Origin of the sequence: Streptomyces sp. WM6378 (assembly GCF_001279695.1) — a bacterium.
GTDB lineage: Bacteria > Actinomycetota > Actinomycetes > Streptomycetales > Streptomycetaceae > Streptomyces.
Genome location: NZ_LGDD01000002.1, coordinates 15,790 through 41,638 on the forward strand (window position 1 = coordinate 15,790; position 25,849 = coordinate 41,638).

Here is a 25,849-nt window from a genome sequence, read left to right on the forward strand (position 1 = left end):
CACACATGACCGACGACATCATTTGCCGCCGCCTGGTCGGCCGCACCGCCGTCATCACCGGGGCCGGCAGCGGCATCGGCCTCGCCACCGCCAGGCGGCTCGCCGCCGAGGGCGCCAACGTGGTGTGCGGCGACATCGACGAGAGCGCCGGCAAGGCCGCCGCCGAAGCGGTCGGCGGCACCTTCGTCAAGGTCGACGTCACCGACCAGGAGCAGGTCGAGGCGCTCTTCAAGACGGCCTTCGACACCTACGGAAGCGTCGACATCGCGTTCAACAACGCGGGCATCTCGCCGCCCGACGACGACTCCATCCTCACCACAGGCCTCGACGCCTGGCGCCGGGTCCAGGAGGTCAACCTCACCTCCGTCTACCTGTGCTGCAAGGCCGCGCTGCCCTACATGCAGCGCCAGGGCCGGGGCTCCATCATCAACACCGCCTCGTTCGTGGCGATCATGGGGGCTGCGACCTCGCAGATCTCGTACACCGCGTCCAAGGGCGGCGTGCTCGCCATGTCGCGCGAGCTCGGCGTGCAGTTCGCCCGTGAGGGCATCCGCGTCAACGCGCTCTGCCCGGGGCCGGTCAACACCCCGCTGCTCCAGGAGCTGTTCGCCAAGGACCCGGAGCGGGCCGCGCGCCGCCTGGTGCACATTCCGGCGGGCCGGTTCGCCGAGGCCGACGAGATCGCCGCCGCCGTCGCCTTCCTCGCCAGCGACGACTCGTCCTTCATCAACGCCACCGACTTCCTGGTCGACGGCGGCATCGCCGGGGCGTACGTCACCCCCCTCTAAATCCCGCCAACCCCCGTTGTTCACCTGGGGGCCACGCACACGGCAGCCGGGCGTCGCACGACGCCCGGCTGTGCTGTCTAACGTCCGCGATGATCTTCCCGACGACAGGAGTTCCTCAGCGTGTCCAAGTCCAGCACCGTCCGCCGACTGCCGGTCCTCGCCGCGGCGCTCTCCATAGCCGCCGGCGGCCTCGTCGCCGCCCAGCCCGCCGAGGCGCGGACGCCCCACTGCCCCCGACTGACCATCTCCGACGGGTGGTACGGGGACAACCAGGACCGGATCCAGGACCTGATCGACACCTACGGAAAGTGCGGAGCGGACGCGGGCCACGGCAAGAAGCCGGTCGCCGTCTTCGACTGGGACAACACCGTCGTCAAGAACGACGTCGGCGACGCCACGATGTACTGGCTGCTGCGCAACTCCAAGATCCAGCGCCCGGCGCGCGGCGACTGGCGCACCACCAGCCGCTATCTGACCGACGACGCGGCGAAGTCCCTCGCCGCCGCCTGCCCGGCGGGCACATCCAAGACCCTCCCCACCGCCACCGACACCAAGTGCACCGACGAGATCCTCGCGGTGTACGGCGACGGCAAGACCGGCAAGGGCGCCGTCGCCTTCGCCGGGTACGACCGCCGCACCATCGAGCCCTCGTACGCCTGGCTCGCCCAGCTCCTGCACGGCTGGACCCCGGCCCAGGTCGAGTCCTTCGCGAGCGCGGCCCGCACCGAGAACCTCAACGCCCCCGCCGACGCCGTACAGACGGTGGGCAGCAACACCAAGGCGACGGCCTGGGTGCGCTACTACGACCAGCAGCGCGACCTGATCCGTACGCTGAAGAAGTCGGGCTTCGACGTCTGGATCACCTCGGCCTCGCCCGAGCCCGTCGTGGACGTGTGGGCACGTGGCGCGGGCGTCGACCCCGACCACGCCATCGGCATCCGCTCCACCACCGACCACGGCCGCATCACGTCGCACCTCAAGGGCTGCGGCTCGGCCAGGGACGGCGACGACTCGGTGATCACCTACATCGACGGCAAGCGCTGCTGGATCAACCAGGAGATCTTCGGCGTGCGGGGCGCGGCGGCCGAGAAGGTGCAGCCCGCCGCCAGGCGCCAGGTGTTCGCGGCGGGCGACTCCGACACCGACGTGTCCTTCCTGCGGGACGCGACCGGCCTGCGGCTCGTCCTGAACCGCAACAAGAACGAGCTGATGTGCCGGGCGTACGACGACAGCGACGGCCGCTGGATCGTGAACCCGATGTTCATCGAGCCCAAGGGCCAGAAGGCGGCGGCCTACCCCTGCGCGACCACCGGCTACACCGACCACGACGGCACCCCGGCCCCCGTGCGACGTGCGGACGGCTCCGTGGTGCCGGATCAGCGGGACTCGGTGTACGGCGGCTGAACCCGGGTTCTAGGGTATGGGCCATGAGCATGACGACCCCGCCCGGCTGGTACCCGGATCCGGGCGTGCCCGGCACCGAGCGCTGGTGGGACGGCGCCGCCTGGACCGCCCACACCAGGGCGCCGGGCGGGCAGGCGTTCGGGCCGCCCGAGCCCGTCACCGTGGTGGCCGCGCCCGCCGTCCGGCGGCGCGGCCCGCTGGTGGCCATCGGCGCGACCGCCGTGGCCCTGGTGGCCGCGATCGCCGTCGGGGTCGCCGTCCTCGGCAAGGGTGACGACACCCCGCACACGACGAGCGCGAGCAAGAGCGCCACGGCGCCGGCGGCGGTCAACTCCCCTTCCGGCAAGCCGAGTTCGGGGGCATCGGGCGACCCGCACACCCTCGTCGACCAGCTCAACGGCATCACGCTGCCGATCCCGGACGGCTGGGAGAAGACCGACGACGCGGTGACCGGCCTCGTCACGATGGCGACCAAGGACACCTACAACTGCCCCGGCGACTCCGGGTTCTGCCACCACGGCAAGGTCACCACCTCTACGGCCACCATGACCGACCTCAAGACCGCCGAGGCCGTCGCCAAGAACGACATCACCGACGCCGCCAACGACGCCTACGACCACGACCCGGTCGGCGCCCGCCCCTACAACGGCATCACCTCGCACCGGGAAGTGAAATCCGGCTCCGTGGTGGTCGACGGCCGCACCGGATATCTGGTGCGCTGGGAGGTCAAGACCGGTGCGGGGCCCGGCGGTTACGTCGAGTCGCTCGCCTTTCCCTCGACGGTGGGCAGCGAGGCGATGGTCATCGCACGGTTCGCCTTCGACGCGGGCAAGGACGGCCCGCCGCTCGCCCTCATGGACACCATCACGCGGGGCATCGCGCCCATCGGCGGCAGCCAGAACGGCGGGGTCGGCAGCAGCCTGCCCCCGCCGTCGCTGTGAGCCGTCCGTGCGCTAGAGGAACGTGCGGCCCTCGCCCCGGTACGTCGGCACGGCCGCCGTCACCCGGTCGCCCTCGACGAGCTGCAACTCCTCGAAGCGCTCGCACAGTTCGCCCGCCTTGGCGTGCCGGAACCACACCTTGTCGCCGATCAAAAGATCGTCCGCGGCGGAGCCGAGCAGCGGCGTCTGCACCTCGCCCGCGCCTTCCTGCGGGTCGTAGCGCAGCCCCTCCGGCAGATACGGCACCGGCAGCCGGTCCGGTCCGGCCGCGCCCGACGCCGGGTATCCGCCGCCGAGCACCGTGACGACGCCGACGCCCGGCCTGCGCACCACCGGCTGGGCGAACAGCGCGGCCGGACGCCCGCTGAACGACGTGTAGTTGTCGAAGAGCCGCGGCACATAGAGCCCCGAGCCCGCCGCGACCTCGGTCACCGCCGCCTCGGCCGCCGTGTGCTGCACACTGCCGGTGCCGCCGCCGTTGACGAACTCAAGATCCGGCACGACCGCCCGCACCGCACGCACCACCTCGGCCCGCCGCGCGGCCAGCTCCTTGCGGGCCGCGGCCTGCATCAGCCGGATCGCGCGCGAGCGCAGCGGACTGCCCGCCACCGCGTCCCCGACCCCGGCCACATGACCCTCGTACGCCATGAGCCCGACAAGACGGAACCCGGGCCGCCGGGCCACCGACCGGGCGAGCTCCGCGAGTTGGGCGGGGGAGCGCAGAGGGGAGCGGCGGGCGCCGACGCGGACCCGGCCGCCGAACAACTGGAGCGAGGTGTCGAGCTCCAGACAGACCCGCACCTCCAGGCCGTCGCGCTCGCGCGCCCGGTCCACGAGGTCGAGCTGCGCCGGGTCGTCGACCATCACGGTGATCGCCCCGGCCAGCTTGGGATCCGAGGTCAGCTCGGCGAACCCCGCCCGGTCCGCGGACGGATAGGCGAGCAGAACGTCCTCGAACCCGGCCCGCGCGAGCCACACCGACTCCGCGAGCGTGAACGACATCAGACCGGCGAACCCCGGCCGGGCGAGCACCCGCTCAAGCAGAGCGCGGCACCGCACCGACTTGCTGGCGACCCGGATCGGCTTGCCGGCCGCCCGGCGGACCAGATCGTCCGCGTTGGCGTCGAACGCCTCCAGATCGACGATCGCGACGGGCGCATCGAGATGAGCGGTCGCCCGGTCGTACCGGGCGCGGTCAGCGGCGCGGGGAGTCATGGCGGAAGCCTGCCAGAACCGGTTACCACAAGGTAGGGGACGACTGGTACGGATGTGGAAGCCGGACGGCCGGTCTGCGCCCGCACAGGATCAGCCCGTAGAGTGACGCCCGAGCGGCAACGGGCTGAGCTGGACGGCAAGAGGGGGGCGGATGACCACCGACGCACGACCCCCGGGCACCCCTCAACTGCCGCCGCCCGCACCGCAATCCGAGCCGTCCGAGGCTCCCGCGCCGACCCCGGTCCCGCTGCCGCCCGCGCCCGAACCCGCGAGCCGGCTCCGCTCGGCGCTCGACCTGATCGATCCGGGACCAGTCCTGCCGAACACCCCCATACCGCCCAGGTTTTCGACGCCGCCGCCCCCCGAGATACCCCCGCTGCCGGCCACCCCGCCGAAGCCGCTGCTCCCCCCGGAACCGCTGTCCGACGAGCCGGGCCCGCTGCGGCCGGTGCCGGCCCGCAGGCCCGGGCGCGTGGCAGCCGCCGCCGTCTGTGTGGTTCTGGGCGTCGGACTGATCGGCGGAGCCGCCGCGGGCACCTGGCTCGACGACGACTCCGACGGGCCCGCGGCCCGCAGCAACTACACCGACGCCCGGGACCTGTGGCACAGCGTGCCCGTCGACACCCTCTTCCCGCGCACCATCCGGGGCACCGGCGCGGGCCCCGGCGGCGCCGACCGCGAATGGACCCGCGTCGGGGTCGCGCCGGACGGCGACTGCGCGGGCGCGCTCGACCCCCTGCTCCTCAAGGTCCTCGAACCGGTCGGCTGCGCCCGCATGGTGCGCGCCACCTATACGGACGCGACCGCCACCAGCGTGACCACCGTCGGCCTGGTCTTCACCCAGGCCGAGCCCGCCGCGATGACCGCCCTGGCGCACCGGTTCTCCACCGAGAAGCTCGGCGACCGCCCCGATCTGATGCCGCGCACCTACCCCGTCAAGGGCGGCGTGGCCGCGGCGTTCGGCGACAAGCAGCGCGCGAGCTGGACGGTGCGGGTCCTCACCGATGCGCCCGTGGTCGTCACGGCCGTCTCCGGCTTCGCCGACGGCCGCGCGGTCACCACCCCCCAGTCCGCCGAACAGGCCACGGCCGACGGCGCGAGCGGCCCCGCGGCCGAGGCGGGCCTGGGCCACGACGCCCAGGGCATCGCCGACAACGTCGAACGCGGCCTGCGCAAGAAGGCCGCCGCAAGCCCGGAGCCCGCACCGTGACCAAGCCATCCGTGACCGGGCCGTCCCGCCGGCCGCGCCGCACCGGCGCCCTCGCCTCGGCCGCCGCGCTCACCCTGCTGCTCAGCGCGGCCCCGGCCCACGCCGACGGCATCCGCGACCGCCAGTGGGAACTCACCGCCATGCACACGCAGCAGGCGTGGCGTACGACCAAGGGCAAGGGCATGACGGTCGCCGTGCTCGACACCGGCGTCGACGGCAGCCACCCCGACCTCGCCGGGCAGGTGCTTCCCGGCAACGACCTCATCGGCTTCGGGGCGGGCCAGGGCAGCCGCGACTGGGCCCGGCACGGCACCGCCATGGCCGGCATCATCGCGGGCCACGGCCACGGCGCGGGCAACCAGTCCGGGGTGCTCGGCATCGCGCCCGAAGCCAAGATCCTGCCGGTCCGGGTCATCCTGGAATCCACCGACCCGGCCCGCAAACAGGCCCGCGAGACCAAGGGCGGCGCGCTCGCCGACGGCATCCGCTGGGCCGCCGACAACGGCGCCGATGTCATCAACCTCTCGCTCGGCGACGACAGCGCCTCCGCCCACCCCGAACCCGCCGAGGACGCCGCGATCCAGTACGCGCTCGGCAAGGGCGCCGTCGTCGTGGCATCGGCGGGCAACGGCGGAGACCAGGGCGACCACATCTCCTACCCGGCCGCCTACCCCGGCGTCATAGCGGTGGCCGCCGTCGACAAGAACGGCACCCACGCCTCCTTCTCCACCCGCCGCTGGTACGCCACCGTCAGCGCCCCCGGCGTGGACGTCGTCATAGCCGACCCGGACCGCAAGTACTACGAGGGCTGGGGCACCAGCGCCGCCTCCGCGTTCGTCTCCGGCGCGGTCGCCCTCATACGCTCCGGGTACCCCGGCCTCAGCCCGGCGCAGATCAAGAAGCTCCTTGAGGACACCGCCCGCAACGCCCCCGAGGGCGGCCGCGACGACGCCCGGGGCTACGGCATGATCGACCCGGCGGCGGCGCTGACCGCCGCCGCCAGGCTGAAGCCCGCCGGCCTGCGCTCCGAGTCCGCGGCGTACGGCACGACGTACTTCGGCGGCGGCCCCGACGCGCGCGCCGCCTCCGACGACCCGGCGAACTGGCTGGCCCCGGTCTCCGCGGGCGGCGGCCTCCTGCTCCTCGCGACCGGCGTGGTCCTGTGGCGCTCGACCCGGGTCAGGACCCCCCGCGAGTGGCTCTGAGCCGGGCCGTGGGCGGGCTCGCGAGAAGCCCCGGCTAGGCTCGTGACGTGGCGCTCAAGAACATCCCGGATTCCGGCTTCTCCGACGACGACGGCACTGCCGCCCCCGAACTGACCGAGGCGCTGGCCGCCTGGGCCAAGGACAGGGCGGCCGAGCCGCGCGTGCTCGGGGCCCTGCGCACGGCACGGCTGCTCGTCCCCGTAGTCGCGATGCTCGGCGAGAGCGAGATCGACGAAAACGGCCTCAAGCGCGAGAAGACCAGCGACATGGCCGTCCCCACCCTGAAGGCCGGCGACCGCACGGCACTGCCCGCGTTCACTTCCATCGAGGCGCTGGCCCTGTGGGACCCCGAGGCCCGGCCGGTCGCCGTCCCGCTGCACCAGGCGCTCGCGGCAGCCGTGCACGAGAAGGCGGACACCGTGGTCATCGACCTCGCGGGCCCGGTCGCCTACGAGCTGAAGGGCGCGGCCCTGCTCGCCCTCGCGGAGGGCCGCACCAGCGCGGACCCGCTCCTGGACCCGTCGGTGATCGAAGCGGTGCGCTCGGCGGTGGCCGCCGTTCCCGCGGTCCTTCGGGCCCACCTCGGCCCCGGCAGCGCGGACGGCACGCTCGCGCTGGTCCTCGCCGACGGCGCGGCGCCCGCCGACACGGCCCGCAGAGTGGCCGAACTGATCGCCGCGGACGAGACCCTGCGGGCCCGGCTCGTACGCGGCCTCGACCTCGCGCTGCTGCCGACGGGGGCCCCACAGCCGAACGAGCCGCTCTTCACCCGCTGAGGGGGAGGAGCGGCCCGGTTCCGTTCGTAAAAGAATAAAGAAGGGGCTCAGCCGAAGACGGCGCCCGTGTACTTCTCGCCCGGGCCCTGGCCCGGCGCGTCCGGCACGATCGACGCCTCGCGGAACGCGAGCTGCAGCGACTTGAGGCCGTCGCGCAGCGGGGCGGCGTGGAACGACGAGATCTCGGTGGCCCCTGCGTCAAGCAGACCGGCCAGGGCGTGCACCAGCTTGCGGGCCTCGTCGAGGTCCTTGTACTGGTCGCCCTCCTCGGTCAGACCGAGCTTCACGGCGGCGGCGCTCATCAGGTTCACGGCGACCGTCACGATCACCTCGACCGCCGGGACCTCCGCGATGTCGCGGGCCATGGTGTCGAAGTCTGCGGGCTCATTGGGGGGCGTCTCACTCATGCCCACACGATATGCGGTGCGCGCCGCTCCTCTTCCCGCGCACTCGATTAGCCCCTCTGTCCGGATCCTGCTAACCTTGTGTAACGACCGGCCAGGCACGTGTGCCCGGCCCACAAGTGGAGGCTCCGATCTCCCACCCGGCCACCCTCAGGGGCGGCGGGTCATCCGGTCAGGTGGCCACCATCGTTCCGTACGGACGATGGAGCCGCCCGATGTGCGCCCCGCGGTAGACCGCGGCGGTGTTCCGGTTTTCTTGGAGCCCCGCCTGTGTCCGTCCGGGGCATTTTTTGTGCCTCGTGGCGGTTGGTCACGTCAATACAGACGTACGCGGCTGTCTGCCAGACAGTCGTGTGGTGCTACCGAGGAGGATCCATCAGCGCCGAGCCCCGCATCAACGACCGGATTCGCGTTCCCGAGGTGCGACTTGTCGGCCCCAGCGGCGAGCAGGTCGGAATTGTTCCGCTTGCCAAGGCCCTGGAGCTCGCCCAGGAGTATGACCTCGACCTGGTCGAGGTCGCGGCGACCGCCCGTCCGCCCGTGTGCAAGCTCATGGACTACGGGAAGTTCAAGTACGAGTCGGCCATGAAGGCCCGTGAGGCGCGCAAGAACCAGGCGCACACGGTCATCAAGGAGATGAAGCTCCGGCCGAAGATCGACCCGCACGACTACGACACCAAAAAGGGTCACGTCGTCCGGTTCCTCAAGCAGGGCGACAAGGTCAAGATCACGATCATGTTCCGTGGTCGCGAGCAGTCCCGGCCGGAACTCGGCTACCGACTGCTCCAGCGCCTCGCTTCGGACGTGGAGGACCTCGGCTTCGTCGAGTCCAGCCCGAAGCAGGACGGCCGAAACATGATCATGGTTCTCGGTCCGCACAAGAAGAAGACCGAGGCGATGGCCGAAGCCCGCGAGGCCCAGGCGGCCCGCAAGGCGGAGCGCCAGGGTCAGTCGGCTCAGACGGAGGAGTCCGCCGAGGACGAGACCGTCGCCGAGGCGCCCGCCGCCGAGGCCACGCCGGCCGAGGAACCCGCCGAGGCCTGATTCCGGGACAGCCCGTTCCGGATATCAACCGATACATATGACGCTCCCGAGCGCCGGTCCCAGGACCGGCTGGGAGCGCCACTGACGAGGAGATAACGGCGCTATGCCGAAGAACAAGTCGCACAGCGGTGCCAGCAAGCGCTTCAAGATCACCGGCTCCGGCAAGGTGCTCCGTGAGCGCGCCGGCAAGCGCCACCTGCTCGAGCACAAGTCGTCCAAGAAGACCCGCTCGCTGACGGGCACGGTCGTCCTGGCTCCGGCCGACGCCAAGAAGGTCAAGAAGCTTCTCGGCAAGTGACGTTCCCCCGCCTCCGGATTTCCGGAGGCGGAACGTCGAGACCGGGACCTATTCGATTTCGGGTCGTGTGAGTCCAACCACGGCCCCGCTACAAGGAGTTAACAAGTGGCACGCGTCAAGCGGGCAGTAAACGCCCACAAGAAGCGCCGGGCAATCCTCGAGGCGGCCTCCGGCTACCGCGGTCAGCGTTCGCGCCTGTACCGCAAGGCCAAGGAGCAGGTCACCCACTCGCTGGTCTACAACTACAACGACCGCAAGAAGCGCAAGGGCGACTTCCGTCAGCTGTGGATCCAGCGCATCAACGCCGCTGCCCGCCAGAACGGCATGACGTACAACCGCCTCATCCAGGGTCTGAAGGCCGCCAACATCGAGGTGGACCGCAAGATCCTGGCCGAGCTCGCGGTCAACGACGCCAACGCGTTCGCCGCGCTCGTCGAGGTGGCCCAGAAGGCCCTCCCGAGCGACGTCAACGCCCCGAAGGCCGCGTAAGCGCCTGACGGCTTGTTGAGCCGGACCGGACCCGCAGGCCGCTGGCCTGCGGGTCCCGGTGCGTTGCGGGGGTCTTCCGGGGGCGAGGCCCTCGGCCCCCCGCCCCGGGCCCCACTTCCTTCGTAGAGAGACCGCGTGTACATGCCCACCCCCGAGCTGATCTCCCCGCGTTCCCCGCGCGTCGCCGCCGCCCGCCGGCTCGCCCGGCGCAACTTCCGGGGCAAGGAACGCCGGTTCATCGCCGAGGGGCCGCAGGCCGTGCGCGAGGCCGTCGAGCACCGCAGCGACGGCGAGCCCACCCTCATCGAGCTGTTCACCACCGTCGAGGCCGCCGAGCGGTACGCCGACATCGTGACCGCCGCCCTGGAGGCGGGCGCCCGAGTCCACTACGCCGACGACGAGGTGCTCGCCGAGGTTTCCCAGACCGTCACCCCGCAGGGCCTGGTCGGCGTCTGCCGGTTCCTGGACTCCCCGTTCGAGGAGATCCTCAGGGCCAGGCCGAAGCTGGTCGCCGTGCTCGCGCACGTCCGCGACCCCGGCAACGCCGGCACCGTACTGCGCTGCGCGGACGCCGCGGGCGCCGACGCGGTCGTCCTCACCGACGCCTCCGTCGACCTCTACAACCCGAAGTCCGTGCGCGCGTCGGTCGGTTCGCTCTTCCACCTGCCGGTCGCTGTCGGCGTCCCCGTCGAACAGGCCGTCCAGGGCCTGCGGGACGCGGGCGTACGGATCCTGGCGGCCGACGGCGCGGGCGAGGACGACCTCGACGCGGAGCTGGACGCCGGCACCATGGGCGGGCCCACCGCGTGGATCTTCGGCAACGAGGCCTGGGGCCTGCCCGAGGAGACCCGCGCACTCGCGGACGCCGTGGTGCGCGTGCCCATCCACGGCAAGGCCGAAAGCCTCAACCTCGCCACCGCCGCCGCCGTGTGCCTCTACGCCTCCGCTCGTGCGCAGCGTGCTGCCGGAGGGTGCCGCTCCGTCACCTCGTACTAGTAGTGTTGCGGGCTCGGGGGCCCACTCAGCGCTTCGGAGAGGTGGGATAAGGGGATGGCTGTCGGCATGAGCAGCATCGGCAACAGCACCGCGCTGTGCCCGTCCGGCCGTCCTGACGTCCTCGGCTTCGACCCCGACGACCTGCCCGACGGCATCGTGGTCGCCGACGACAAGGGGCAGGTGATCTGCTTCAACGCCGCCGCCGTCAGGATCACGGCGGTGGCGAAGCACGAGGCGCTCGGCTTCCCCCTTGAGCACGCGCTGCCCCTGGAGGACCTCAAGGGCCGCCGCTGGTGGCAGCTCACCGATCCCTACGGCGGCCTGGCCATCCGGGTCGGCCAGCCCGAACGCAACCTGCTGCTGCCCGGCGGCCGCGAAGTGCTGGTCTCCGCGCGCTATGTACGCGAGCACCCGACCGGGCCCGTGCGCCGGGTCGTGGTCAGCCTGCGCTCCACCGAGGCCCGGCGGCGAACCGAACGCTCGCACGCCGAGCTCATCGCCACCGTCGCCCACGAACTGCGCTCGCCGCTGACCTCCGTGAAGGGCTTCACCGCGACGCTGCTCGCCAAGTGGGAGCGCTTCACCGACGACCAGAAGCGGCTCATGCTGGAGACCGTCGACGCCGACGCCAACCGCGTCACCCGGCTCATCGCCGAACTCCTCGACATCTCGCGCATCGACTCCGGCCGCCTCGAAGTGCGCCGCCAGCCGGTCGACATCCCGGCCGCCGTCGGCCGCCACCTCCAGGCCCACGTGGCCTCCGGACAGTCCCCGGACCGCTTCCTGGTCCGCATCCAGCGGCCGCTGCCCGATCTGTGGGCGGATCCGGACAAGATCGACCAGGTGCTCGGCAATCTGCTGGAAAACGCGGTGCGCCACGGCGAGGGAACCGTCACCATTGAGGTGGCACCAGCGCCCGTCCGTATCGACGAGCACGACGAGAAGGGAACGGCCGTCACCGTGAGCGACGAAGGCCCCGGCATCCCCGAGGAGTCGATGGGCCGTGTCTTCACCCGCTTCTGGCGGGGGAGCAAGCGTGGCGGGACCGGGCTCGGCCTGTACATCGTCAAGGGCATCGTCGAGGCGCACGGCGGCACCATCACGGTGGGCCGCGGCCCCGGCGGCGGCGCCCAGTTCCGATTCATCCTGCCCGTCGCGGCTCCGGCGTATCTCCAGTAGAGCGCCCCCCGAGCCGCCCACGGGCGCAACCGCATTCCCGCACCCCGTTAGACTCGACCTTTGGCGCGTTTGTGTCCGCGCGCTATCGCGGTATCGCTGTCGCGGTCGCGGGGACCCCCAGCCAAGCCAATCGGAAGCACGGGAAGAGATGTCGGCACCCAATAAGTCGTACGACCCTGTCGAGGTCGAGGCACTGAAACCGGAAGAGATCGAGCGCATGCGGGACGAGGCGCTCGCCGCCTTCGCGGCCGCCGGCGACCTCGACGCGCTCGCCCAGGCGAAGACCGCGCACACCGGTGGTACCTCGCCCCTCTCGCTCGCCAACCGCGAGATCGGCGCGCTGCCGCCGCAGGCCAAGGCCGCGGCCGGCAAGCTCGTGGGCATGGCCCGCGGCGCCGTGAACAAGGCCCTGGCCGCGCGCCAGGCCGAGCTGGAGGCCGAGCGGGACGCCCGGGTCCTGGTCGAGGAGGCCGTGGACGTCACGCTGCCCCACGACCGCGTACCGGCCGGCGCCCGCCACCCGCTGACCACGCTCTCCGAGCGCATCGAGGACGTCTTCGTGGCCATGGGCTACGAGGTCGCCGAGGGCCCCCAGGCCGAGGCCGAGTGGTTCACCTTCGACGCGCTCAACATCGGCCCGGACCACCCGGCCCGCACCGAGCACGACACGTTCTTCGTGCAGGGCCCGGACGGCTCGGCCAACTCCGGTGTCGTGCTGCGCACCCACACCTCGCCCGTGCAGATCCGCTCGATGCTCGACCGCGAGCCTCCGGTGTACGTGATCTGCCCCGGCCGGGTGTACCGCACCGACGAGCTGGACGCCACGCACAGCCCGGTCTTCCACCAGGTCGAGCTGCTCGCCGTGGACGAGGGCCTCACCATGGCCGACCTCAAGGGCACCCTGGACCACATGGTCAAGGCGCTGTTCGGCGAGGACATGAAGACGCGGCTGAGGCCGAACTTCTTCCCGTTCACCGAGCCGTCCGCCGAGATGGACATGGTCTGCTACGTCTGCCGCGGCGAGTCCGTCGGCAACCCGGACCGGCCCTGCCGCACCTGCTCCAGCGAGGGCTGGATCGAGCTCGGCGGCTGCGGCATGGTCAACCCGAAGGTGCTCACCGCCTGCGGTGTGGACCCCGAGAAGTACAGCGGATTCGCCTTCGGCTTCGGCATCGAACGGATGCTGATGTTCCGCCACAACGTCGAAGACATGCGAGACATGGTCGAGGGTGACGTCCGGTTCACCCGGCCGTTCGGGATGGAGATCTGATGCGGGTCCCGCTTTCCTGGCTGCGGGAGTACGTCGACCTCCCCGCCACCGAGACCGGTCGCGATGTGCAGGCCAAGCTCGTCGACGGCGGCCTGGAGGTCGAGACCGTCGAGCAGCTCGGCGCCGGGCTCAAGGGCCCGCTCGTCGTCGGCAAGGTCCTCACCATCGAGGAGCTGGAGGGCTTCAAGAAGCCCATCCGCTTCTGCACCGTCGACGTCGGCCTGGCCAACGGCACCGGTGAGCCCCAGGAGATCGTCTGCGGCGCCCGCAACTTCGCGGTCGGCGACAAGGTCGTCGTGGTGCTGCCCGGCGCCGTGCTGCCCGGCGACTTCGCGATCGCCGCGCGCAAGACGTACGGCCGGACCTCGCACGGCATGATCTGCTCCAGCGACGAGCTCGGCATGGGCCCGGACACCACGGGCGGCATCATCGTGCTGCCGCCGGAGCACGAGGTCGGCACCGACGCCATCGCGCTGCTCGAACTCGTCGACGAGGTCCTCGACATCGCGGTCACCGCCAACCGCGGCGACTGCCTGTCGATGCGCGGCGTCGCCCGCGAGACCGCCATCGCCTACGGCCTGCCGCTGCGCGACCCGGCGCTGCTCGACGTGCCCGCGCCCAACTCGTACGGCTACCAGGTCAAGGTCGCCGACCCGATCGGCTGCGACCGCTTCACCGCGCGCACCGTCACCGGCCTGGACCCCGAGGCCCGCTCCCCGATCTGGCTGCAGCGCAGGCTGCAGAAGGCCGGGATGCGCCCGATCTCGCTCGCCGTCGACATCACCAACTACGTGATGATCGAGCTCGGCCAGCCGCTGCACGCCTACGACCGCAGCCTGGTCGACGGCCCCATCGGCGTGCGCCGCGCCGAGCCGGGTGAGCTCCTCACCACCCTCGACGGCACCAAGCGCAAGCTGGACGCCGCCGACCTCGTCATCACCGACAACCGGGGCCCCATCGGCCTCGCCGGGGTGATGGGCGGAGCCAACACCGAGATCGCCGACTCCGTCACGGACCCCGAGACCGGCGAGGTCAGGGGCACCACCGAGGTCGTCATCGAGGCCGCGCACTTCGACGCGGTCGCCATCGCCCGCACCGCGCGCCGCCACAGGCTGACCTCCGAGGCGTCCAAGCGCTTCGAGCGCGGCGTCGACCCGCAGGCGGCGTCCGCCGCCGCCCAGCGGACCGTCGACCTCCTGGTGCTGCTCGCGGGCGGCACGGCCGAGGCCGGCGTCACCGAGATCGTCTCGCCGTCCGCGCCGCGCACCATCTCCATGCGCGCGGACCACCCGGACCGCGTCGCGGGCATCGAGTACGGCCGCGAGACCGTCGTGCGCCGCCTCCAGGAGGTCGGCTGCGACGCGTACGGGCAGGACGAGCTCGTCGTCACGGTGCCGTCCTGGCGCCCCGACCTCACCGAGCCGAACGACCTGGCCGAAGAGGTCATCCGCCTGGAGGGCTACGCCAACCTGCCCTCCACGCTGCCCAAGCCGCCCGCCGGGCGGGGTCTGACGGAGCGTCAGCGTCTGCACCGCAGGGTCGGCCGCGCCCTCGCCGGGGCCGGGTTCACCGAGGCGCCGAGCTACCCGTTCGTCGCCGAGTCGGTCTTCGACCAGCTGGGCCTCGACAAGGACGACGCGAACCGCGCCGTCGTCAAGCTGGTCAACCCGCTCAGCGACGAGGAGCCGGCGCTGCGCACCATGCTGCTCCCGGGCCTCCTCGCCACCCTGCGCCGCAACGACGGCCGGGGCAGCCACGACTTGGCGCTGTTCGAGACGGGCCTGGTCTTCCACCCGTCGGCGAACCCGGGCGTCGCCACCCGGCTGCCCGTCGACCGCCGTCCCACCGACGAGGAGATCGCCGCCCTCAACGCCGTGCTGCCCGTGCAGCCGCGCCACGTCGGCGCCGTCATGGCCGGTGCGCGCGAGCAGGCCGGCTGGTGGGGCAAGGGCCGCCCGGCCGACTGGGCCGACGCGATCGAGGCCGCCCGGACCGTGGCCCGCGAGGCGGGGCTCGAACTCGCCGTGGACCAGGGCCAGTACGGCCCCTGGCACCCGGGCCGCTGCGCCGAGCTGTACGTGTTCCCCGAGGGGGTGAAGACCCTCGTCGGGTACGCCGGTGAGCTGCACCCGCGCGTCGTCAAGGCGTTCGGTCTGCCCGCCCGCAGCTGCGCGATGGAGCTCGACCTCGACGTCCTGGAGCAGGCCGCCGGAGGTGCCGTCCAGGCGCCGTCGATCTCCACCTTCCCGGTGGCCACCCAGGACGTGGCGCTCGTCGTCGACGCCCAGGTCCCGGCCGCCGCCGTGGAGAACGCGCTGCGCATCGGCGCCGGTGAACTCCTCGAATCCATCCGGCTGTTCGACGTCTACAGCGGCGAGCAGGTCGGCGAGGGCAAGAAGTCGCTGGCCTACGCGCTGCGGTTCCGCGCGGCCGACCGCACCCTGACCGTCGAGGAGGCCTCGGCCGCCCGCGACGCGGCGGTGGCCCGTGCCACCGAGAACACGGGCGCGGTGCTGCGCGGGGCGTAACCCGCGGGGACCATGCAACGAGAGGGGCGCACCGGGATTCCCGGTGCGCCCCTCTCGCCGTCCAGGAACGAGCCGTTGCCGTCTCACTCGTTCGGGTGGAAGTCCGCTCGGTCTTCGCAAAAGGGCGCGGGCGATCGACAGAATCAATCCGGCCGTGCAGGCCGGTGCGGCTTCCGGCCCTTGCGGTCCGGTGCAATGAGCGCGCAGAGGCCAGGGGGGCCGACGGCATGATCCGTACACCGGGATGGACCTCGGCCTGCGCGGCCGCGCTCCGCTCCCGCCGGGCGCTCGGCGTCGCCCTCGTCCTGCCGTCCTGCTGGCTCGTCCTGGTCGTCGCCTGGCAGCTGGCCTGCCCGCTGGCCCGCGACGACCGCATGGGCCTGCGGATCGCGACGTGCCTGGCCTTCCTGATCGCCGTGGTGTGGCTGGCCAACGGCGTACGGGCCACCGCGGAACGGGAGTTGCGGCGGATCCGGCACATCGCCGAGGTCGCCCAGCGAGCGCTCCTGAGGCCACTGCCCTCGCGGCTCGACGGGATCGCGCTCGCCGCCGGCCAGCTCTCCGTGAGCCGCGGCGCGTCGATCGGCGGCGACCTCTACGAGGCGATGTCGACCCCGTACGGAGTGCGCGTGGTGATGGGCGACGTGCGCGGCCACGGGCTCGGTGCGATCGGCGCGGTCGCCGCCGTCCTCGGCAGCTTCCGCGAGGCCGCCTACGACGAGCCCCAACTGGCGGGCGTACTGCGGAGGTTGGACCGGGCGCTCGCCCGGCATCTGCGCGAGCGCTGCCGCGCCGAACACCCCGCGTCCGGCGGCTGCGAGCCGGACAGCCCGCTCGCCGAGGAGTTCGTCACCGTACTGCTCCTGGAGATCCGGCCGGGCGGCGACGTGTACGCCCTCAACTGCGGCCATCCCTGGCCCTATCGGCTCTGCCGCGGAGCCGAGCCGCTCACGCCCGGCGACCCGCTGCCGCCGCTCGGGCCGTTCCCGCTCCCGGCCGAACTGCCCCTGATGCGCTGCACCCGGCTGCTGCCCGGCGAGGCGCTGTGCCTGTACACCGACGGCGCCGAGGACGCGCGGGACGGAGCAGGACGGTTCTTCGCGCTGCGCGAGACCCTCGCGGCCGCGGCCCGTACCCCGCCGGTGTCCCCGGCGGACGTCGTCGAGCGGGTGCAGCGCGCGCTCCTGCGCCACACCCGCGGACGGCTCTCGGACGATGTGGCCCTCCTGGTGCTGCGCAACGACCGGGTCCGGGTGCCCGCCCAGCCAACCGGCAGCGAGGCGGCCGGTGTTCACCGCTGACGGTGGGGCGCCGCCACCCTGCCGGGAGTGCCGGGCAGCGCGGACAGGGCGGACGGCGCCGGGAGCGGGCCGCCGCACTGTACGAGGGGGAGCCGGCGGCCCGGTCGCCTCAAGGAGAGGCGTCTTAGAGTCAACCGACTGGGGGCCGCCAGGGGCAGAGAGCGCGGCGCATAAATGCGGGTACTCGCTTCACACCCCGTGTGAACCGGGCTCGTCTACGCTGACCTCACCGAGCCAACGGAGGGCCCCATGCAGCCCAATACCCTGCTCGACGCCCTGGTGGACGAGGCGGGGATCTCACATGCCGGGCTGGCCGCCCGCGTGAACCAGGCGGGCCGGGCCAGAGGCCTCGCACTCAGATACGAACACACCGCCGTGGCGCGGTGGTTGAAGGGCCAGCGGCCGCGCGGCCAGGTGCCCGACCTGATCTGCGAGGTGCTCGCGGGTCGGCTGCGCCGCCGGGTCACGCTCGACGACATCGGCCTCGGGGTGCCGGGCGAACCGGTCCCCGCGCACGGCTCGCCGCTCGCTGGATTCGTCGAGCGGGCCACCGCCCTGTGGCGCTCGGACGAACAACAGCGCACGCACATACTCGACGCCCCGGCCGTCACCGGCACCCCCGCCGTCATGCCCGTATGGGAGTGGGAGAACCCGCCGGAGGACACCGATGTGTCCCGCAACGGGCAGACCGCGGTGGGCGAGTCGGACATCGAGATGCTGCGCTCGGCGCGCGAGCACTACGAGCTGATGTACCGCAAGGCGGGCGGCATCGCGACCCGCTCGCGCATCGTCGGGTTCCTCAACGCGGAGACCGCTCCGTTGTTGCGCGGTGGCTACACGGACGCCACCGGACGCCAACTGCACCGCGCCACCGGCGGGTTGGTGGCCATCGCCGGGATCTGCGCGTACGACTCCAATGCCCAGGGCCTCGCCCAGCGCTACTTCCACCAGGCGCTGCGGCTCGCGAAGGCCAGTGGGGACAGGGGGCTCGGCGCCTACGTCATCGCGCTGCTCGTCAACCAGTCGCTGTTCATGCGGGACTACCGCCAGTCGGTCGCCTTCGCGGAGGCGGCCCTGCGGGCGGCGGGCGGCCGGCTGAGCCCCGCGCTCGCGGCCGATCTGCACGCCATGCAGGCCAAGGCGTACGCGCATCTGGGGGACGGGCAGAGCGCGCTGTCCTCGATCATGAGCGCAGAGTCGGCGGCCGGGCGGATCAGGCCGGGCCAGGAGCCGGCCGAGACCGGCTACGTCCAGCCGGGTCTCGTCAATGTCCAGGTGGCCGAGGCCCTGCTCAGCCTCGGCGATCTGACGGCCGCGCGCGAACAGGCCGCCCTCGCGGCCGACGAGCCCTGCCACGACAGGGGCAGGGTGCACCGCCTTGCGATGCTCGCGCAGATCGAGCTGCGGCAGGGCGACGCTGACCGGGCCGTGGCTACCGCGGTCGAAATGGCGGAGCGGGCCCGGGGGATGGAGTCGCAGCGATTGCGTGACCGGCTGCGCATGGTGCGAGAGCACCTGGTCGAGAGCGGTTGCGCCGGCGCCGACGAAGCCGCCGAGCTGATCGACGGGGCACTTCGCGTTCCCCTGTGACCGTCAGCCTGCTGCGATATTGCCATCTACTTGTCGGAAGGTGGCAGAAACGTGCAGTGGACGAACCTGAGCGAACAAACTGTGTATGAGAATCGCTGGTTTCGGGTCAACCTCGCGGACGTAGAGCTTCCGGACGGGCGGCACCTGGACCACTTCCTGATCAGGCTGCGGCCGGTCGCCGTCGCGACCGTCGTCAACGCCGCCAACGAGGTGCTGCTGCTCTGGCGGCACCGCTTCATCACCGACAGCTGGGGCTGGGAACTGGCCGCCGGGGTCGTCGAGGACGGCGAGGACATCGAGGCCGCCGCCGCCCGTGAAATGGAGGAGGAGACCGGCTGGCGGCCGGGGCCGCTCAAACCCCTGCTCACCGTCGAGCCCGCCAACGGGCTGATCGACGCCCGGCACCATCTGTTCTGGTCCGAGTCGGCCGAGTACATCGGCCACCCCGAGGACGACTTCGAGTCGTCCCGCCGCGAGTGGATACCCCTCAAGCTGGTGCCCGACATGGTCGCCCGGGGGGAGGTCCCGGCCGCCAACATGGCGGCCGGACTCCTACTCCTGCACCATCTGCGGCTCGCGGACGGCTAGCCGCAGAAACGTCTAGTGACCGAGGGCCTGCCACACGGCGAGCGAGAGTGCGCCGACGGCGGTCAGCACGGTGAGGGCGGGGAGCGGCCACCTCAGATGTTCGAGGGCCGCCACCCGTCCCACCGCGTCGGTCAGTTCGCGCTCTGTCTGCTCTCCCCGCTGGGCGAGCAGCGCGAGCTGACCGTCCAGACGGGTCATGCCGACGTCCAGGCGGAGGCGTAACTCCGCCAGTTCGTCGACGGTGGTCGAATGTCCCGGGTCGGTGGACACGGCGTGGCTCCTTAGTCCTGTTTCCGGACGTGCCATTGATGTGTTGGCTCAGAGTCAACTCGCCGTGTTCCAGGGACGGGAGCGTGTGCGATGGGCATATGCGGGCTCGTTCCGCACACCCGGTGTGCGCGCTACGAGCCCGGCCCACGCCTTTCAGGCGTACACCCGCGTATACAGACGTACGCCGTTTTACTCAGGCGTACGAGTAGAAACCGGACCCGGTCTTGCGGCCGAGGCGTCCGGCGTCGACCATCCGCTGGAGCAGCGGGGGAGCGGCGTACAGCGGCTCCTTGAACTCGTCGTACATGGAGTCCGCGACCGAGGCGACGGTGTCCAGACCGATCAGGTCGGAGAGCTTGAGCGGGCCCATCGGGTGGGCGCAGCCGAGCTCCATGCCGTTGTCGATGTCCTCACGGCTCGCGATGCCCGACTCGAACATCCGGATCGCCGAGAGCAGATACGGGATGAGCAGCGCGTTGACCACGAAGCCCGAGCGGTCCTGCGCGCGGATGGCGTGCTTGCCGAGCACCTTCTCGACCAGGGCCTGGGCCCGGCTGATCGTGCCCTCGGAGGTGGTGAGCGCGGGAATCAGCTCGACCAGCTTCTGCACCGGGGCCGGGTTGAAGAAGTGGATGCCGATGACCTGGTCGGGGCGCGAGGTGGCGACCGCGAGCTTGACCAGCGGGATCGAGGAGGTGTTGGAGGCCAAGATCGCGTCCGGGCGGGTCACCACTTGGTCGAGGACCTGGAAGATCTCGGTCTTGACCTGCTCGTTCTCCACGACGGCCTCGATCACCAGATCGCGGTCGGCGAACTCGCCGAGGTCGGTGGTGAAGCTGAGCCGGGCGAGCGTCGCGTCGCGCTCCTCCTCGGTGATCTTGCCGCGTTCGGCGGCCTTCGAGAGGGAGTTGTGCAGCCGGGTGCGGCCGATCTCCAGGGCCTCGCCGGTGGTCTCGGCGACCATGACGTCCAGGCCGCTGCGGGCGCACACCTCCGCGATGCCCGCGCCCATCTGGCCACAGCCCACAATTCCGACGCGTTCGATGTCGGTCACATCGTGCCTTTCGCTCTACTGCAGTCCCCGGCAGGTCCCCCGTGTGATTCCGGCGCCCGCCTTAAGCCCCTGACGTTACTCCGGACGCGCGCGTGCATGAGGGGCCGGGGCGGGCATGCTGTCCGGTACACCTGGGCCAAGGGACCGGAGTGAGGGGTGCGACGTGGGACGAATCACGCGACGGGGCTTCGTGACGGCGACGGCCGGAGCGCTGAGCGGGCTGGCCACGGCGGGCGGCGCGGCCGCCGCGGGCCGGGCCGGAATGCTGCGGGACGGGGCGCTCGAACAGGCGGTGCGGACGGTGGCGGCCAGGGGCCGGGGCCGGGACTTCCGCGGCGTGTGGGTGGCGACGGTGGCCAACCGGGACTGGCCGTCCAGAGCCGGCCTGACCGCCGCCGCCCAGCGCGCCGAGCTCCTCGCCCACCTGGACAAGGCGGTCGAGCGGCGGCTGAACGCGGTGGTCTTCCAGGTCCGCCCGACCGCCGACGCGTTCTGGCCGTCCCCGTACGAGCCCTGGTCCGAGTGGCTCACCGGGGTGCAGGGCCGGGACCCGGGCTGGGATCCGCTGGGCACCGCCGTGCACGAGGCGCACCGGCGCGGCCTCGAACTGCACGCCTGGTTCAACCCGTACCGGATCGCCAACCACACCGACCCCTCGCGCCTGGTCCCGACGCACCCGGCACGCGTGCACCCCGACTGGGCCGTCCCGTACGGCGGGAAGCTCTACTACAACCCGGGCCTGCCCGAGGTCCGCCGGTTCGTCGAGGACGCCATGCTGGACGCGGTGCGCCGCTACGACATCGACGGCCTGCACTGGGACGACTACTTCTACCCGTACCCCGTGGCCGACCAGAGCTTCGACGACGACGAGGCCTACGAGCGGTACGGCGCCGGCTTCCCGGACCGGGATGCCTGGCGACGGAACAACATCGACCTCCTGGTGCGCGAGACGGCCGCCCGGATCAAGAAGATCAACCCCCGGCTGTCCTTCGGGATCAGTCCGTTCGCGGTGTGGCGCAACGCGGCGAGCGACGAGCGCGGGTCGGCGACCACGGCCGGCGTCCAGACCTACGACGACCTGTACGCCGACACCCGGGCGTGGGTGCGCGAGGGCCGGCTCGACTACATCTGCCCGCAGGTGTACTGGAACATCGGCTTCGCCGCCGCCGACTACGCGGTCCTGGTGCCCTGGTGGGACGAGGTCGCCCGGGGCACCGGCGTCGACGTCTACATCGGCGAGGCCCTGTACAAGGCGGGCGACCCGGCGCAGCCCGCCGCCTGGCAGGACCCGGCGGAACTGTCCCGCCACCTGACCCTGGCCCGGCGGTACGCCTCGGTGCGCGGCCACTGCTTCTTCGCCGCGAAGGAGGTCACCGAGGACCGCATCGGGGCCATGGCCCGTGTCGTCGCAGACCACTACCTGCGCCGGGCCCGCTGAAGGCTCTGGGCTACTCGTCCTCGGCGATGTGCCGCACCACCGTGTCGGGGCCGGGTGACATCAGGGTTTCGTGCCCGTCCTCGAAGCGCACCCGGAACGGGGGAGTGCCGTCGGGTCCCAGAATTTCGATGACCTCGGCCTGCCGGTCCTGCTGTCCGACGGTCCTGCCGTGTACGAGGAGTCGGTCGCCCACCATTGCTCGCATGCGGCCAGTCTAGGACGGCACCGGCAAGTTGGCAGGGCTCAGGACCGGGCCCGTTGCGTCACCGCGATGCACACCAGGACCCCCACCGCGGCCAGCGGAGCCGCCGGGGACAGGTGCTCGCCGAGTAGCAGCACCGACCACACGAGGGTGAGCAGGGGCTGGGCCAACTGGAGCTGGCTGGCCTTGGGCACGCCGATCGCGGCCAGGCCCCGGTACCAGACGTAGAGCCCGAAGAAGTTGGATCCCGCGGCCAGCCACAGCAGCCCGGCCACGCCGTGCGCGGTGAGCCGCCAGGGCTCGTACGACAGCGCCACCGCCGCCCCCACCAGGGCGAACGGGAGACACAACACCAGCGCCCAGCCGACCACGTGCCAGCCCGGCATGACCGAGGCGAGCCGTCCGCCCTCGACGTACGCGGCCGCGCAGACGAGCAGCGCCGCGAACAGGTACACGTCCCCGGCGGACAGCGCCCCGCCGCTCTGCTGCACGGTGAACGCGGCCACCACCGCGGCCCCGGCCAGCGCGGCCGCCCAGAACGCGCGCGAGGGCCGCCGCCCGGTGCGCACCGCGCCGAGGGCTGCCGTGGCCAGCGGCAGCAGCCCGATCACCACGGCGGCGTGCGAGGTCGTCGAGGTCTGCAGGGCGATCGTGGTGAGCAGCGGGAACCCGATCAGCGAGCCGCCCGCGACCACCGCGAGGCCCGGCCAGTGCGCCCGGTCGGGGAACGGCACCCGCTGCCCGAGCAGCAGCGCACCCGCGATCAGCGCGGACAGCGCGATGCGCAGCGACACGAGCGTCCAGGGCCCGAAGCTTTCCAGGCCCCAGGCGGTGCCGGGGAAGGTGAGCGAGAAGGAGACCACGCCGAGCGCGGCGAGCATCGCGCCGCGCGGCAGGACGGAGTCGGAGACGTAAACGGAACCGCTGTCCGGACCGGAATCGCCGTCCGGCAGGACGGAGCCGGATCCGGAGCTGCCGTCCGCGCCGACCGCTATCGTCGTCGAGTGAGTAGCGCTATCCTGTACTGTCATGCATGAGCGTAGCAGTGTGGCCGATCTGGCGAACTCCCTTCGTAATGAGCTGAACCGCTACTCCGTGGGTGGAAAGCTGCCGTCGAGCCGGGCGCTGGTCGAGCGCTACCGGGTCTCCCCGGTCACGGTCTCCCGCGCGCTCGCCCAGCTTGTCGCCGAGGGCCTGGTCGTCACCCGCCCCGGCGCGGGCGCCTACCGCGCCGAGCCGCGCACGGTCACCGCCCGCACCGGCGACACCTCCTGGCAGGAGGTCGCGCTCAGCGCCGACGGCGCCACCGAACCGGCCCCGCGCGCGGTCGACGCCACCGGCGTCCTGGCCACCCTCACCGTCCCGCCGACCGGCGTCATCGACCTCAGCGGCGGCTACCTCGACCCCGGTCTTCGGCCCGAGCGGGCCATGGCCGCCGCCCTCGCCCGGGCCGGCCGCCGCCCCGGCGTCTGGAGCCGCCCGCCCGTCGACGGGCTCACCGAGCTGCGCGAATGGTTCGCCCGGGAGATCGGCGGCACCGTCACCGCCGCCGACGTCCTGGTCACCGCGGGCGGCCAGACCGCCCTGACCACCACCCTGCGCGCGCTCGCCGCACCCGGCGCACCCGTCCTCGTCGAGTCACCCACCTATCCCGGCCTGCTGGCCATCGCCCGCGCCTGTGGCCTGCGCCCCGTCCCGGTCCCCGTCGACCCGGACGGCATCCGCCCCGAACTCCTCTCCAGCGCCTTCGCCGCCACCGGCGCCCGCGTCCTCATCTGCCAGCCCCTCTTCCAGAACCCGACCGGCGCCCTCCTCTCCCCGGACCGCGGCCGCGAAGCGGTCCGCATCGCCCACTCCTTCGGCGCGTTCGTCGTCGAGGACGACTTCGCCCGCCGGCTCGCCCACCAGGACGCGGGCCCGCTGCCCGCCCCGCTCGCCGCCGACGACCCCGACGGCGTCGTCGTCCATGTCTCCTCGCTCACCAAGGCGACCTCGCCGAGCCTGCGGGTCGGTGCGCTCGCCGCCCGCGGGCCCGTACGGGAACGCCTGCGCGCCATCCAGGTCGTCGACTCCTTCTTCGTGCCGCGCCCCCTCCAGGAGACCGCCCTCGAACTCGTCGGCTCCCCGGCCTGGAGCCGCCATCTGCGCGCCGTATCGGCCGAGTTGACCGCACGCCGGGAAACCCTGGCCGCCGCCGTCCTGCACCACCTCCCCGAACTCGCCCTGCCCCACGTACCGTCCGGCGGTTACCACCTCTGGCTCCGCCTGCCCGACGGCGCCCCCGAGACCGCCGTCCTGTCCGCCGCCCTGCGCGCGGGCGTCGCCGTCGCCCCCGGCCGCCCCTACTTCAGCGCCGAACCCCCGGCAGGCCACATCCGCCTCGGCTTCGCGGGCGTGACGGGCCGCTCGGAGATCACCGAGGCGGTACGGCGGCTGCGCACGGCCCTGGACGACGTGCTGGGCTAGCGGGCGGTCAGCGCTCTGATCCCTCGTGGGTCCCTCGTATCTCTGTCACGGCAACCAGCGTGGCATCCGCCACTGACAATCGGCCCGCCGCCTGCGAGGCTCCCCGCATGAGTGACGTGATCTTCCGCGAGTACGCGATCTCCAGCGACCCGGCGCGCATCGATGCCGCCCGCGTCCACCACTGGCTCTCGACGGACGCGTACTGGGCCCTCGGCCGCAGCCGTGAGAAGCAGGACGCCGCCATCGCCGGATCCCTCAACTTCGGGGCGTACGACGGGAGTTCGGGCGAGCAGGTCGCCTATGCGCGGGTCGTCACCGACCGCGCCACCTTCGCCTGGCTCTGCGACGTGTACGTCGATCCGGCCGCGCGCGGCAAGGGGCTCGGCACGGCGCTGGTGGCCGCCGTGCGGGACCACCTGGAGCCGCACGGCCTGCGCCGCATCCTGCTGGCCACGGACGACGCTCACGGGGTCTACGAGAAGATCGGTTTCCGCACTCTGGAAACCCCGGGCAAGTGGATGGCGCTCGGCCTGCAATAGCCCCTCATCGCCTCTTGACCCGCCGCCCTTCTGGCCTCACGATCGCGGCCATGAACCGGGTCACGCTGGTCGCCGCCGCACGCAGCTCCGCGCTCCTCGACGAGCGTTTCGACGACGACCGGCCGCTGGACGGGGCCGGCTGGCACGAGGTGGAGCTGGCCGCACGCGCTCTCGTGCCGCTCGGCGCGGCCGAGCTGCGCTACTGCTCGCCGTCCCCGCGCAGCCGGGCGACCGGCACCGCGCTCGGCTACGCGCCGATGGCCCAGCCCGCCCTGCGGGACTGCGACATGGGGCGCTGGCGCGGCCGCACGCTCGCCGAGGTCACGGCCCGCGAGCCGGCCGCCGTCGACGCCTGGCTCGCCGACCCGTGGGCGGCCCCGCACGGCGGCGAGTCGCTGCTCGCCTTCATCACCCGGATAGGGGGCTGGCTGGACACGCGGCCCGCGGACGACGGCAGCTCCATCCTGGCGGTCGCCGAACCCGCCGTCGTCCGGGCCGCGTTGGTGTACGCCCTGAAGGCGCCGCCCGCCGCGTACTGGAACGTCGAGGTCCGCCCGCTGTCCACGGTCACCCTGACCGGGGCGGCCCGGCGCTGGCACCTGTGTCTGGAGGCCGGGGCCTGGAGCGGCCCGGCGGCCGCCTGACGCCGAGTTC

General features: G+C 72.4%; 26 protein-coding genes. 20 read left to right on the forward strand and 6 right to left on the reverse strand.

Annotated features, from left to right (window positions below):
* The first annotated feature begins 5 nt into the window (after positions 1-5).
* From ADK54_RS01090 to ADK54_RS01100, 3 genes are all read left to right on the forward strand, one after another.
* A complete protein-coding gene (locus ADK54_RS01090; protein ID WP_053723551.1) occupies positions 6-788 on the forward strand; it encodes a 3-oxoacyl-ACP reductase in 783 nt (260 codons plus the stop codon).
* Between the two features lie 120 nt (positions 789-908).
* A complete protein-coding gene (locus tag ADK54_RS01095; protein ID WP_053723552.1) occupies positions 909-2,192 on the forward strand; it encodes a haloacid dehalogenase-like hydrolase in 1,284 nt (427 codons plus the stop codon).
* Between the two features lie 23 nt (positions 2,193-2,215).
* Entirely contained in the window at positions 2,216-3,133 is a 918-nt protein-coding gene (locus ADK54_RS01100) for a DUF2510 domain-containing protein (protein ID WP_053723553.1), read from the forward strand.
* Positions 3,134-3,145: 12 nt separating this feature from the next.
* Here ADK54_RS01100 and ADK54_RS01105 read toward each other — a convergent pair whose 3' ends face one another.
* Positions 3,146-4,348: an alanine racemase gene (locus ADK54_RS01105; protein ID WP_053723554.1), complete on the reverse strand. Its 1,203-nt coding sequence runs from the start codon at positions 4,346-4,348 to the stop codon at positions 3,146-3,148.
* Positions 4,349-4,499: 151 nt separating this feature from the next.
* Here ADK54_RS01105 and ADK54_RS44550 point away from each other — a divergent pair, with 151 nt between their 5' ends.
* The 3 genes from ADK54_RS44550 to ADK54_RS01120 are packed head-to-tail and all read left to right on the forward strand — an operon-like array spanning position 4,500 to position 7,539.
* Positions 4,500-5,558, forward strand: a complete 1,059-nt coding sequence (locus ADK54_RS44550) for a hypothetical protein (RefSeq protein ID WP_107090436.1) — start codon at positions 4,500-4,502, stop codon at positions 5,556-5,558.
* The gene (gene mycP, locus ADK54_RS01115) at positions 5,555-6,763 is read left to right on the forward strand and encodes a type VII secretion-associated serine protease mycosin (RefSeq protein WP_234391870.1); all 1,209 of its coding nucleotides are present in this window, start codon (positions 5,555-5,557) and stop codon (positions 6,761-6,763) included. Before ADK54_RS44550 ends, mycP begins: the two co-directional genes overlap by 4 nt.
* Before the next feature lie 47 nt (positions 6,764-6,810).
* Positions 6,811-7,539 carry an SseB family protein gene (locus ADK54_RS01120; RefSeq protein ID WP_053723555.1) on the forward strand — a complete coding sequence of 243 codons (729 nt, stop codon included), beginning with the start codon at positions 6,811-6,813 and terminating at the stop codon, positions 7,537-7,539.
* Between the two features lie 47 nt (positions 7,540-7,586).
* Here the strand turns inward: ADK54_RS01120 and ADK54_RS01125 are convergent, their stop codons facing one another.
* The gene (locus ADK54_RS01125; protein ID WP_053723556.1) at positions 7,587-7,946 is read right to left on the reverse strand and encodes a DUF1844 domain-containing protein; all 360 of its coding nucleotides are present in this window, start codon (positions 7,944-7,946) and stop codon (positions 7,587-7,589) included.
* Between the two features lie 348 nt (positions 7,947-8,294).
* On the opposite strand from ADK54_RS01125, the gene infC reads away from it, so the two are divergent.
* The 10 genes from infC to ADK54_RS01175 all read left to right on the forward strand — a co-directional run bounded on the left by infC (position 8,295) and on the right by ADK54_RS01175 (position 19,226).
* Entirely contained in the window at positions 8,295-8,987 is a 693-nt protein-coding gene (gene infC / locus ADK54_RS01130) for a translation initiation factor IF-3 (protein WP_078966052.1), read from the forward strand.
* A 103-nt stretch (positions 8,988-9,090) separates the two neighbouring features.
* Positions 9,091-9,285, forward strand: a complete 195-nt coding sequence (gene rpmI / locus ADK54_RS01135) for a 50S ribosomal protein L35 (protein WP_053723558.1) — start codon at positions 9,091-9,093, stop codon at positions 9,283-9,285.
* A gap of 105 nt (positions 9,286-9,390) precedes the next feature.
* A complete protein-coding gene (gene rplT, locus ADK54_RS01140; RefSeq protein ID WP_003970214.1) occupies positions 9,391-9,774 on the forward strand; it encodes a 50S ribosomal protein L20 in 384 nt (127 codons plus the stop codon).
* 141 nt (positions 9,775-9,915) lie between these two features.
* Complete coding sequence (locus tag ADK54_RS01145) at positions 9,916-10,770, forward strand: TrmH family RNA methyltransferase (protein WP_053723663.1); 855 nt, start codon at positions 9,916-9,918, stop codon at positions 10,768-10,770.
* 66 nt (positions 10,771-10,836) lie between these two features.
* Positions 10,837-11,949, forward strand: a complete 1,113-nt coding sequence (locus ADK54_RS01150) for a sensor histidine kinase (RefSeq protein ID WP_053723664.1) — start codon at positions 10,837-10,839, stop codon at positions 11,947-11,949.
* A 148-nt stretch (positions 11,950-12,097) separates the two neighbouring features.
* Positions 12,098-13,219, forward strand: a complete 1,122-nt coding sequence (gene pheS, locus ADK54_RS01155; protein WP_053723559.1) for a phenylalanine--tRNA ligase subunit alpha — start codon at positions 12,098-12,100, stop codon at positions 13,217-13,219.
* Entirely contained in the window at positions 13,219-15,747 is a 2,529-nt protein-coding gene (gene pheT / locus ADK54_RS01160; RefSeq protein WP_053723560.1) for a phenylalanine--tRNA ligase subunit beta, read from the forward strand. Before pheS ends, pheT begins: the two co-directional genes overlap by 1 nt.
* A gap of 227 nt (positions 15,748-15,974) precedes the next feature.
* Positions 15,975-17,048, forward strand: a complete 1,074-nt coding sequence (locus ADK54_RS01165; protein WP_053723561.1) for a PP2C family protein-serine/threonine phosphatase — start codon at positions 15,975-15,977, stop codon at positions 17,046-17,048.
* A 249-nt stretch (positions 17,049-17,297) separates the two neighbouring features.
* Positions 17,298-18,638: a hypothetical protein gene (locus ADK54_RS01170; protein ID WP_053723562.1), complete on the forward strand. Its 1,341-nt coding sequence runs from the start codon at positions 17,298-17,300 to the stop codon at positions 18,636-18,638.
* Between the two features lie 51 nt (positions 18,639-18,689).
* The gene (locus tag ADK54_RS01175; protein WP_078966054.1) at positions 18,690-19,226 is read left to right on the forward strand and encodes an NUDIX domain-containing protein; all 537 of its coding nucleotides are present in this window, start codon (positions 18,690-18,692) and stop codon (positions 19,224-19,226) included.
* A gap of 12 nt (positions 19,227-19,238) precedes the next feature.
* On the opposite strand, the gene ADK54_RS01180 is transcribed toward ADK54_RS01175, so the two are convergent.
* On the reverse strand, positions 19,239-19,496 hold the full coding sequence (locus tag ADK54_RS01180) for a hypothetical protein (protein WP_053723564.1): 258 nt from the start codon (positions 19,494-19,496) through the stop codon (positions 19,239-19,241).
* Positions 19,497-19,689: 193 nt separating this feature from the next.
* Positions 19,690-20,550, reverse strand: coding sequence for a 3-hydroxybutyryl-CoA dehydrogenase (locus ADK54_RS01185; protein WP_053723565.1), 861 nt, complete (start codon positions 20,548-20,550; stop codon positions 19,690-19,692).
* 163 nt (positions 20,551-20,713) lie between these two features.
* Between ADK54_RS01185 and ADK54_RS01190 the strand changes: the two genes are divergently transcribed.
* Positions 20,714-21,988, forward strand: coding sequence for a glycoside hydrolase family 10 protein (locus tag ADK54_RS01190; RefSeq protein WP_234391871.1), 1,275 nt, complete (start codon positions 20,714-20,716; stop codon positions 21,986-21,988).
* 10 nt (positions 21,989-21,998) lie between these two features.
* Here the strand turns inward: ADK54_RS01190 and ADK54_RS01195 are convergent, their stop codons facing one another.
* Complete coding sequence (locus tag ADK54_RS01195; protein ID WP_053723567.1) at positions 21,999-22,193, reverse strand: DUF1918 domain-containing protein; 195 nt, start codon at positions 22,191-22,193, stop codon at positions 21,999-22,001.
* Positions 22,194-22,231: 38 nt separating this feature from the next.
* The gene (locus tag ADK54_RS01200; RefSeq protein WP_078966055.1) at positions 22,232-23,221 is read right to left on the reverse strand and encodes a DMT family transporter; all 990 of its coding nucleotides are present in this window, start codon (positions 23,219-23,221) and stop codon (positions 22,232-22,234) included.
* On the opposite strand from ADK54_RS01200, the gene ADK54_RS01205 reads away from it, so the two are divergent.
* The 3 genes from ADK54_RS01205 (at position 23,220) to ADK54_RS01215 (ending at position 25,839) form a co-directional block, all read left to right on the forward strand.
* Entirely contained in the window at positions 23,220-24,656 is a 1,437-nt protein-coding gene (locus tag ADK54_RS01205) for a PLP-dependent aminotransferase family protein (RefSeq protein ID WP_053723568.1), read from the forward strand. The genes ADK54_RS01200 and ADK54_RS01205 overlap by 2 nt on opposite strands.
* A gap of 107 nt (positions 24,657-24,763) precedes the next feature.
* Positions 24,764-25,195 carry a GNAT family N-acetyltransferase gene (locus tag ADK54_RS01210; RefSeq protein ID WP_053723569.1) on the forward strand — a complete coding sequence of 144 codons (432 nt, stop codon included), beginning with the start codon at positions 24,764-24,766 and terminating at the stop codon, positions 25,193-25,195.
* Between the two features lie 50 nt (positions 25,196-25,245).
* A complete protein-coding gene (locus tag ADK54_RS01215) occupies positions 25,246-25,839 on the forward strand; it encodes a histidine phosphatase family protein (protein WP_053723570.1) in 594 nt (197 codons plus the stop codon).
* The last annotated feature ends 10 nt before the right edge of the window (positions 25,840-25,849 follow it).

Excerpts from the sequence above, each read along its gene's own strand:
- ADK54_RS01090 (WP_053723551.1), top strand. The coding sequence starts at position 6 with ATGACCGACGACATCATTTGCCGCCGCCTGGTCGGCCGCACCGCCGTC.
- ADK54_RS01100 (WP_053723553.1), top strand. The coding sequence starts at position 2,216 with ATGAGCATGACGACCCCGCCCGGCTGGTACCCGGATCCGGGCGTGCCC.
- ADK54_RS01105 (WP_053723554.1), bottom strand. The coding sequence starts at position 4,348 with ATGACTCCCCGCGCCGCTGACCGCGCCCGGTACGACCGGGCGACCGCT.
- ADK54_RS44550 (WP_107090436.1), top strand. The coding sequence starts at position 4,500 with ATGACCACCGACGCACGACCCCCGGGCACCCCTCAACTGCCGCCGCCC.
- ADK54_RS01125 (WP_053723556.1), bottom strand. The coding sequence starts at position 7,946 with ATGAGTGAGACGCCCCCCAATGAGCCCGCAGACTTCGACACCATGGCC.
- rpmI (WP_053723558.1), top strand. The coding sequence starts at position 9,091 with ATGCCGAAGAACAAGTCGCACAGCGGTGCCAGCAAGCGCTTCAAGATC.
- ADK54_RS01145 (WP_053723663.1), top strand. The coding sequence starts at position 9,916 with ATGCCCACCCCCGAGCTGATCTCCCCGCGTTCCCCGCGCGTCGCCGCC.
- ADK54_RS01150 (WP_053723664.1), top strand. The coding sequence starts at position 10,837 with ATGAGCAGCATCGGCAACAGCACCGCGCTGTGCCCGTCCGGCCGTCCT.
- pheS (WP_053723559.1), top strand. The coding sequence starts at position 12,098 with ATGTCGGCACCCAATAAGTCGTACGACCCTGTCGAGGTCGAGGCACTG.
- pheT (WP_053723560.1), top strand. The coding sequence starts at position 13,219 with ATGCGGGTCCCGCTTTCCTGGCTGCGGGAGTACGTCGACCTCCCCGCC.
- ADK54_RS01165 (WP_053723561.1), top strand. The coding sequence starts at position 15,975 with ATGATCCGTACACCGGGATGGACCTCGGCCTGCGCGGCCGCGCTCCGC.
- ADK54_RS01170 (WP_053723562.1), top strand. The coding sequence starts at position 17,298 with ATGCAGCCCAATACCCTGCTCGACGCCCTGGTGGACGAGGCGGGGATC.
- ADK54_RS01195 (WP_053723567.1), bottom strand. The coding sequence starts at position 22,193 with ATGCGAGCAATGGTGGGCGACCGACTCCTCGTACACGGCAGGACCGTC.
- ADK54_RS01205 (WP_053723568.1), top strand. The coding sequence starts at position 23,220 with ATGCATGAGCGTAGCAGTGTGGCCGATCTGGCGAACTCCCTTCGTAAT.
- ADK54_RS01200 (WP_078966055.1), bottom strand. The coding sequence starts at position 23,221 with ATGACAGTACAGGATAGCGCTACTCACTCGACGACGATAGCGGTCGGC.
- ADK54_RS01210 (WP_053723569.1), top strand. The coding sequence starts at position 24,764 with ATGAGTGACGTGATCTTCCGCGAGTACGCGATCTCCAGCGACCCGGCG.
- ADK54_RS01215 (WP_053723570.1), top strand. The coding sequence starts at position 25,246 with ATGAACCGGGTCACGCTGGTCGCCGCCGCACGCAGCTCCGCGCTCCTC.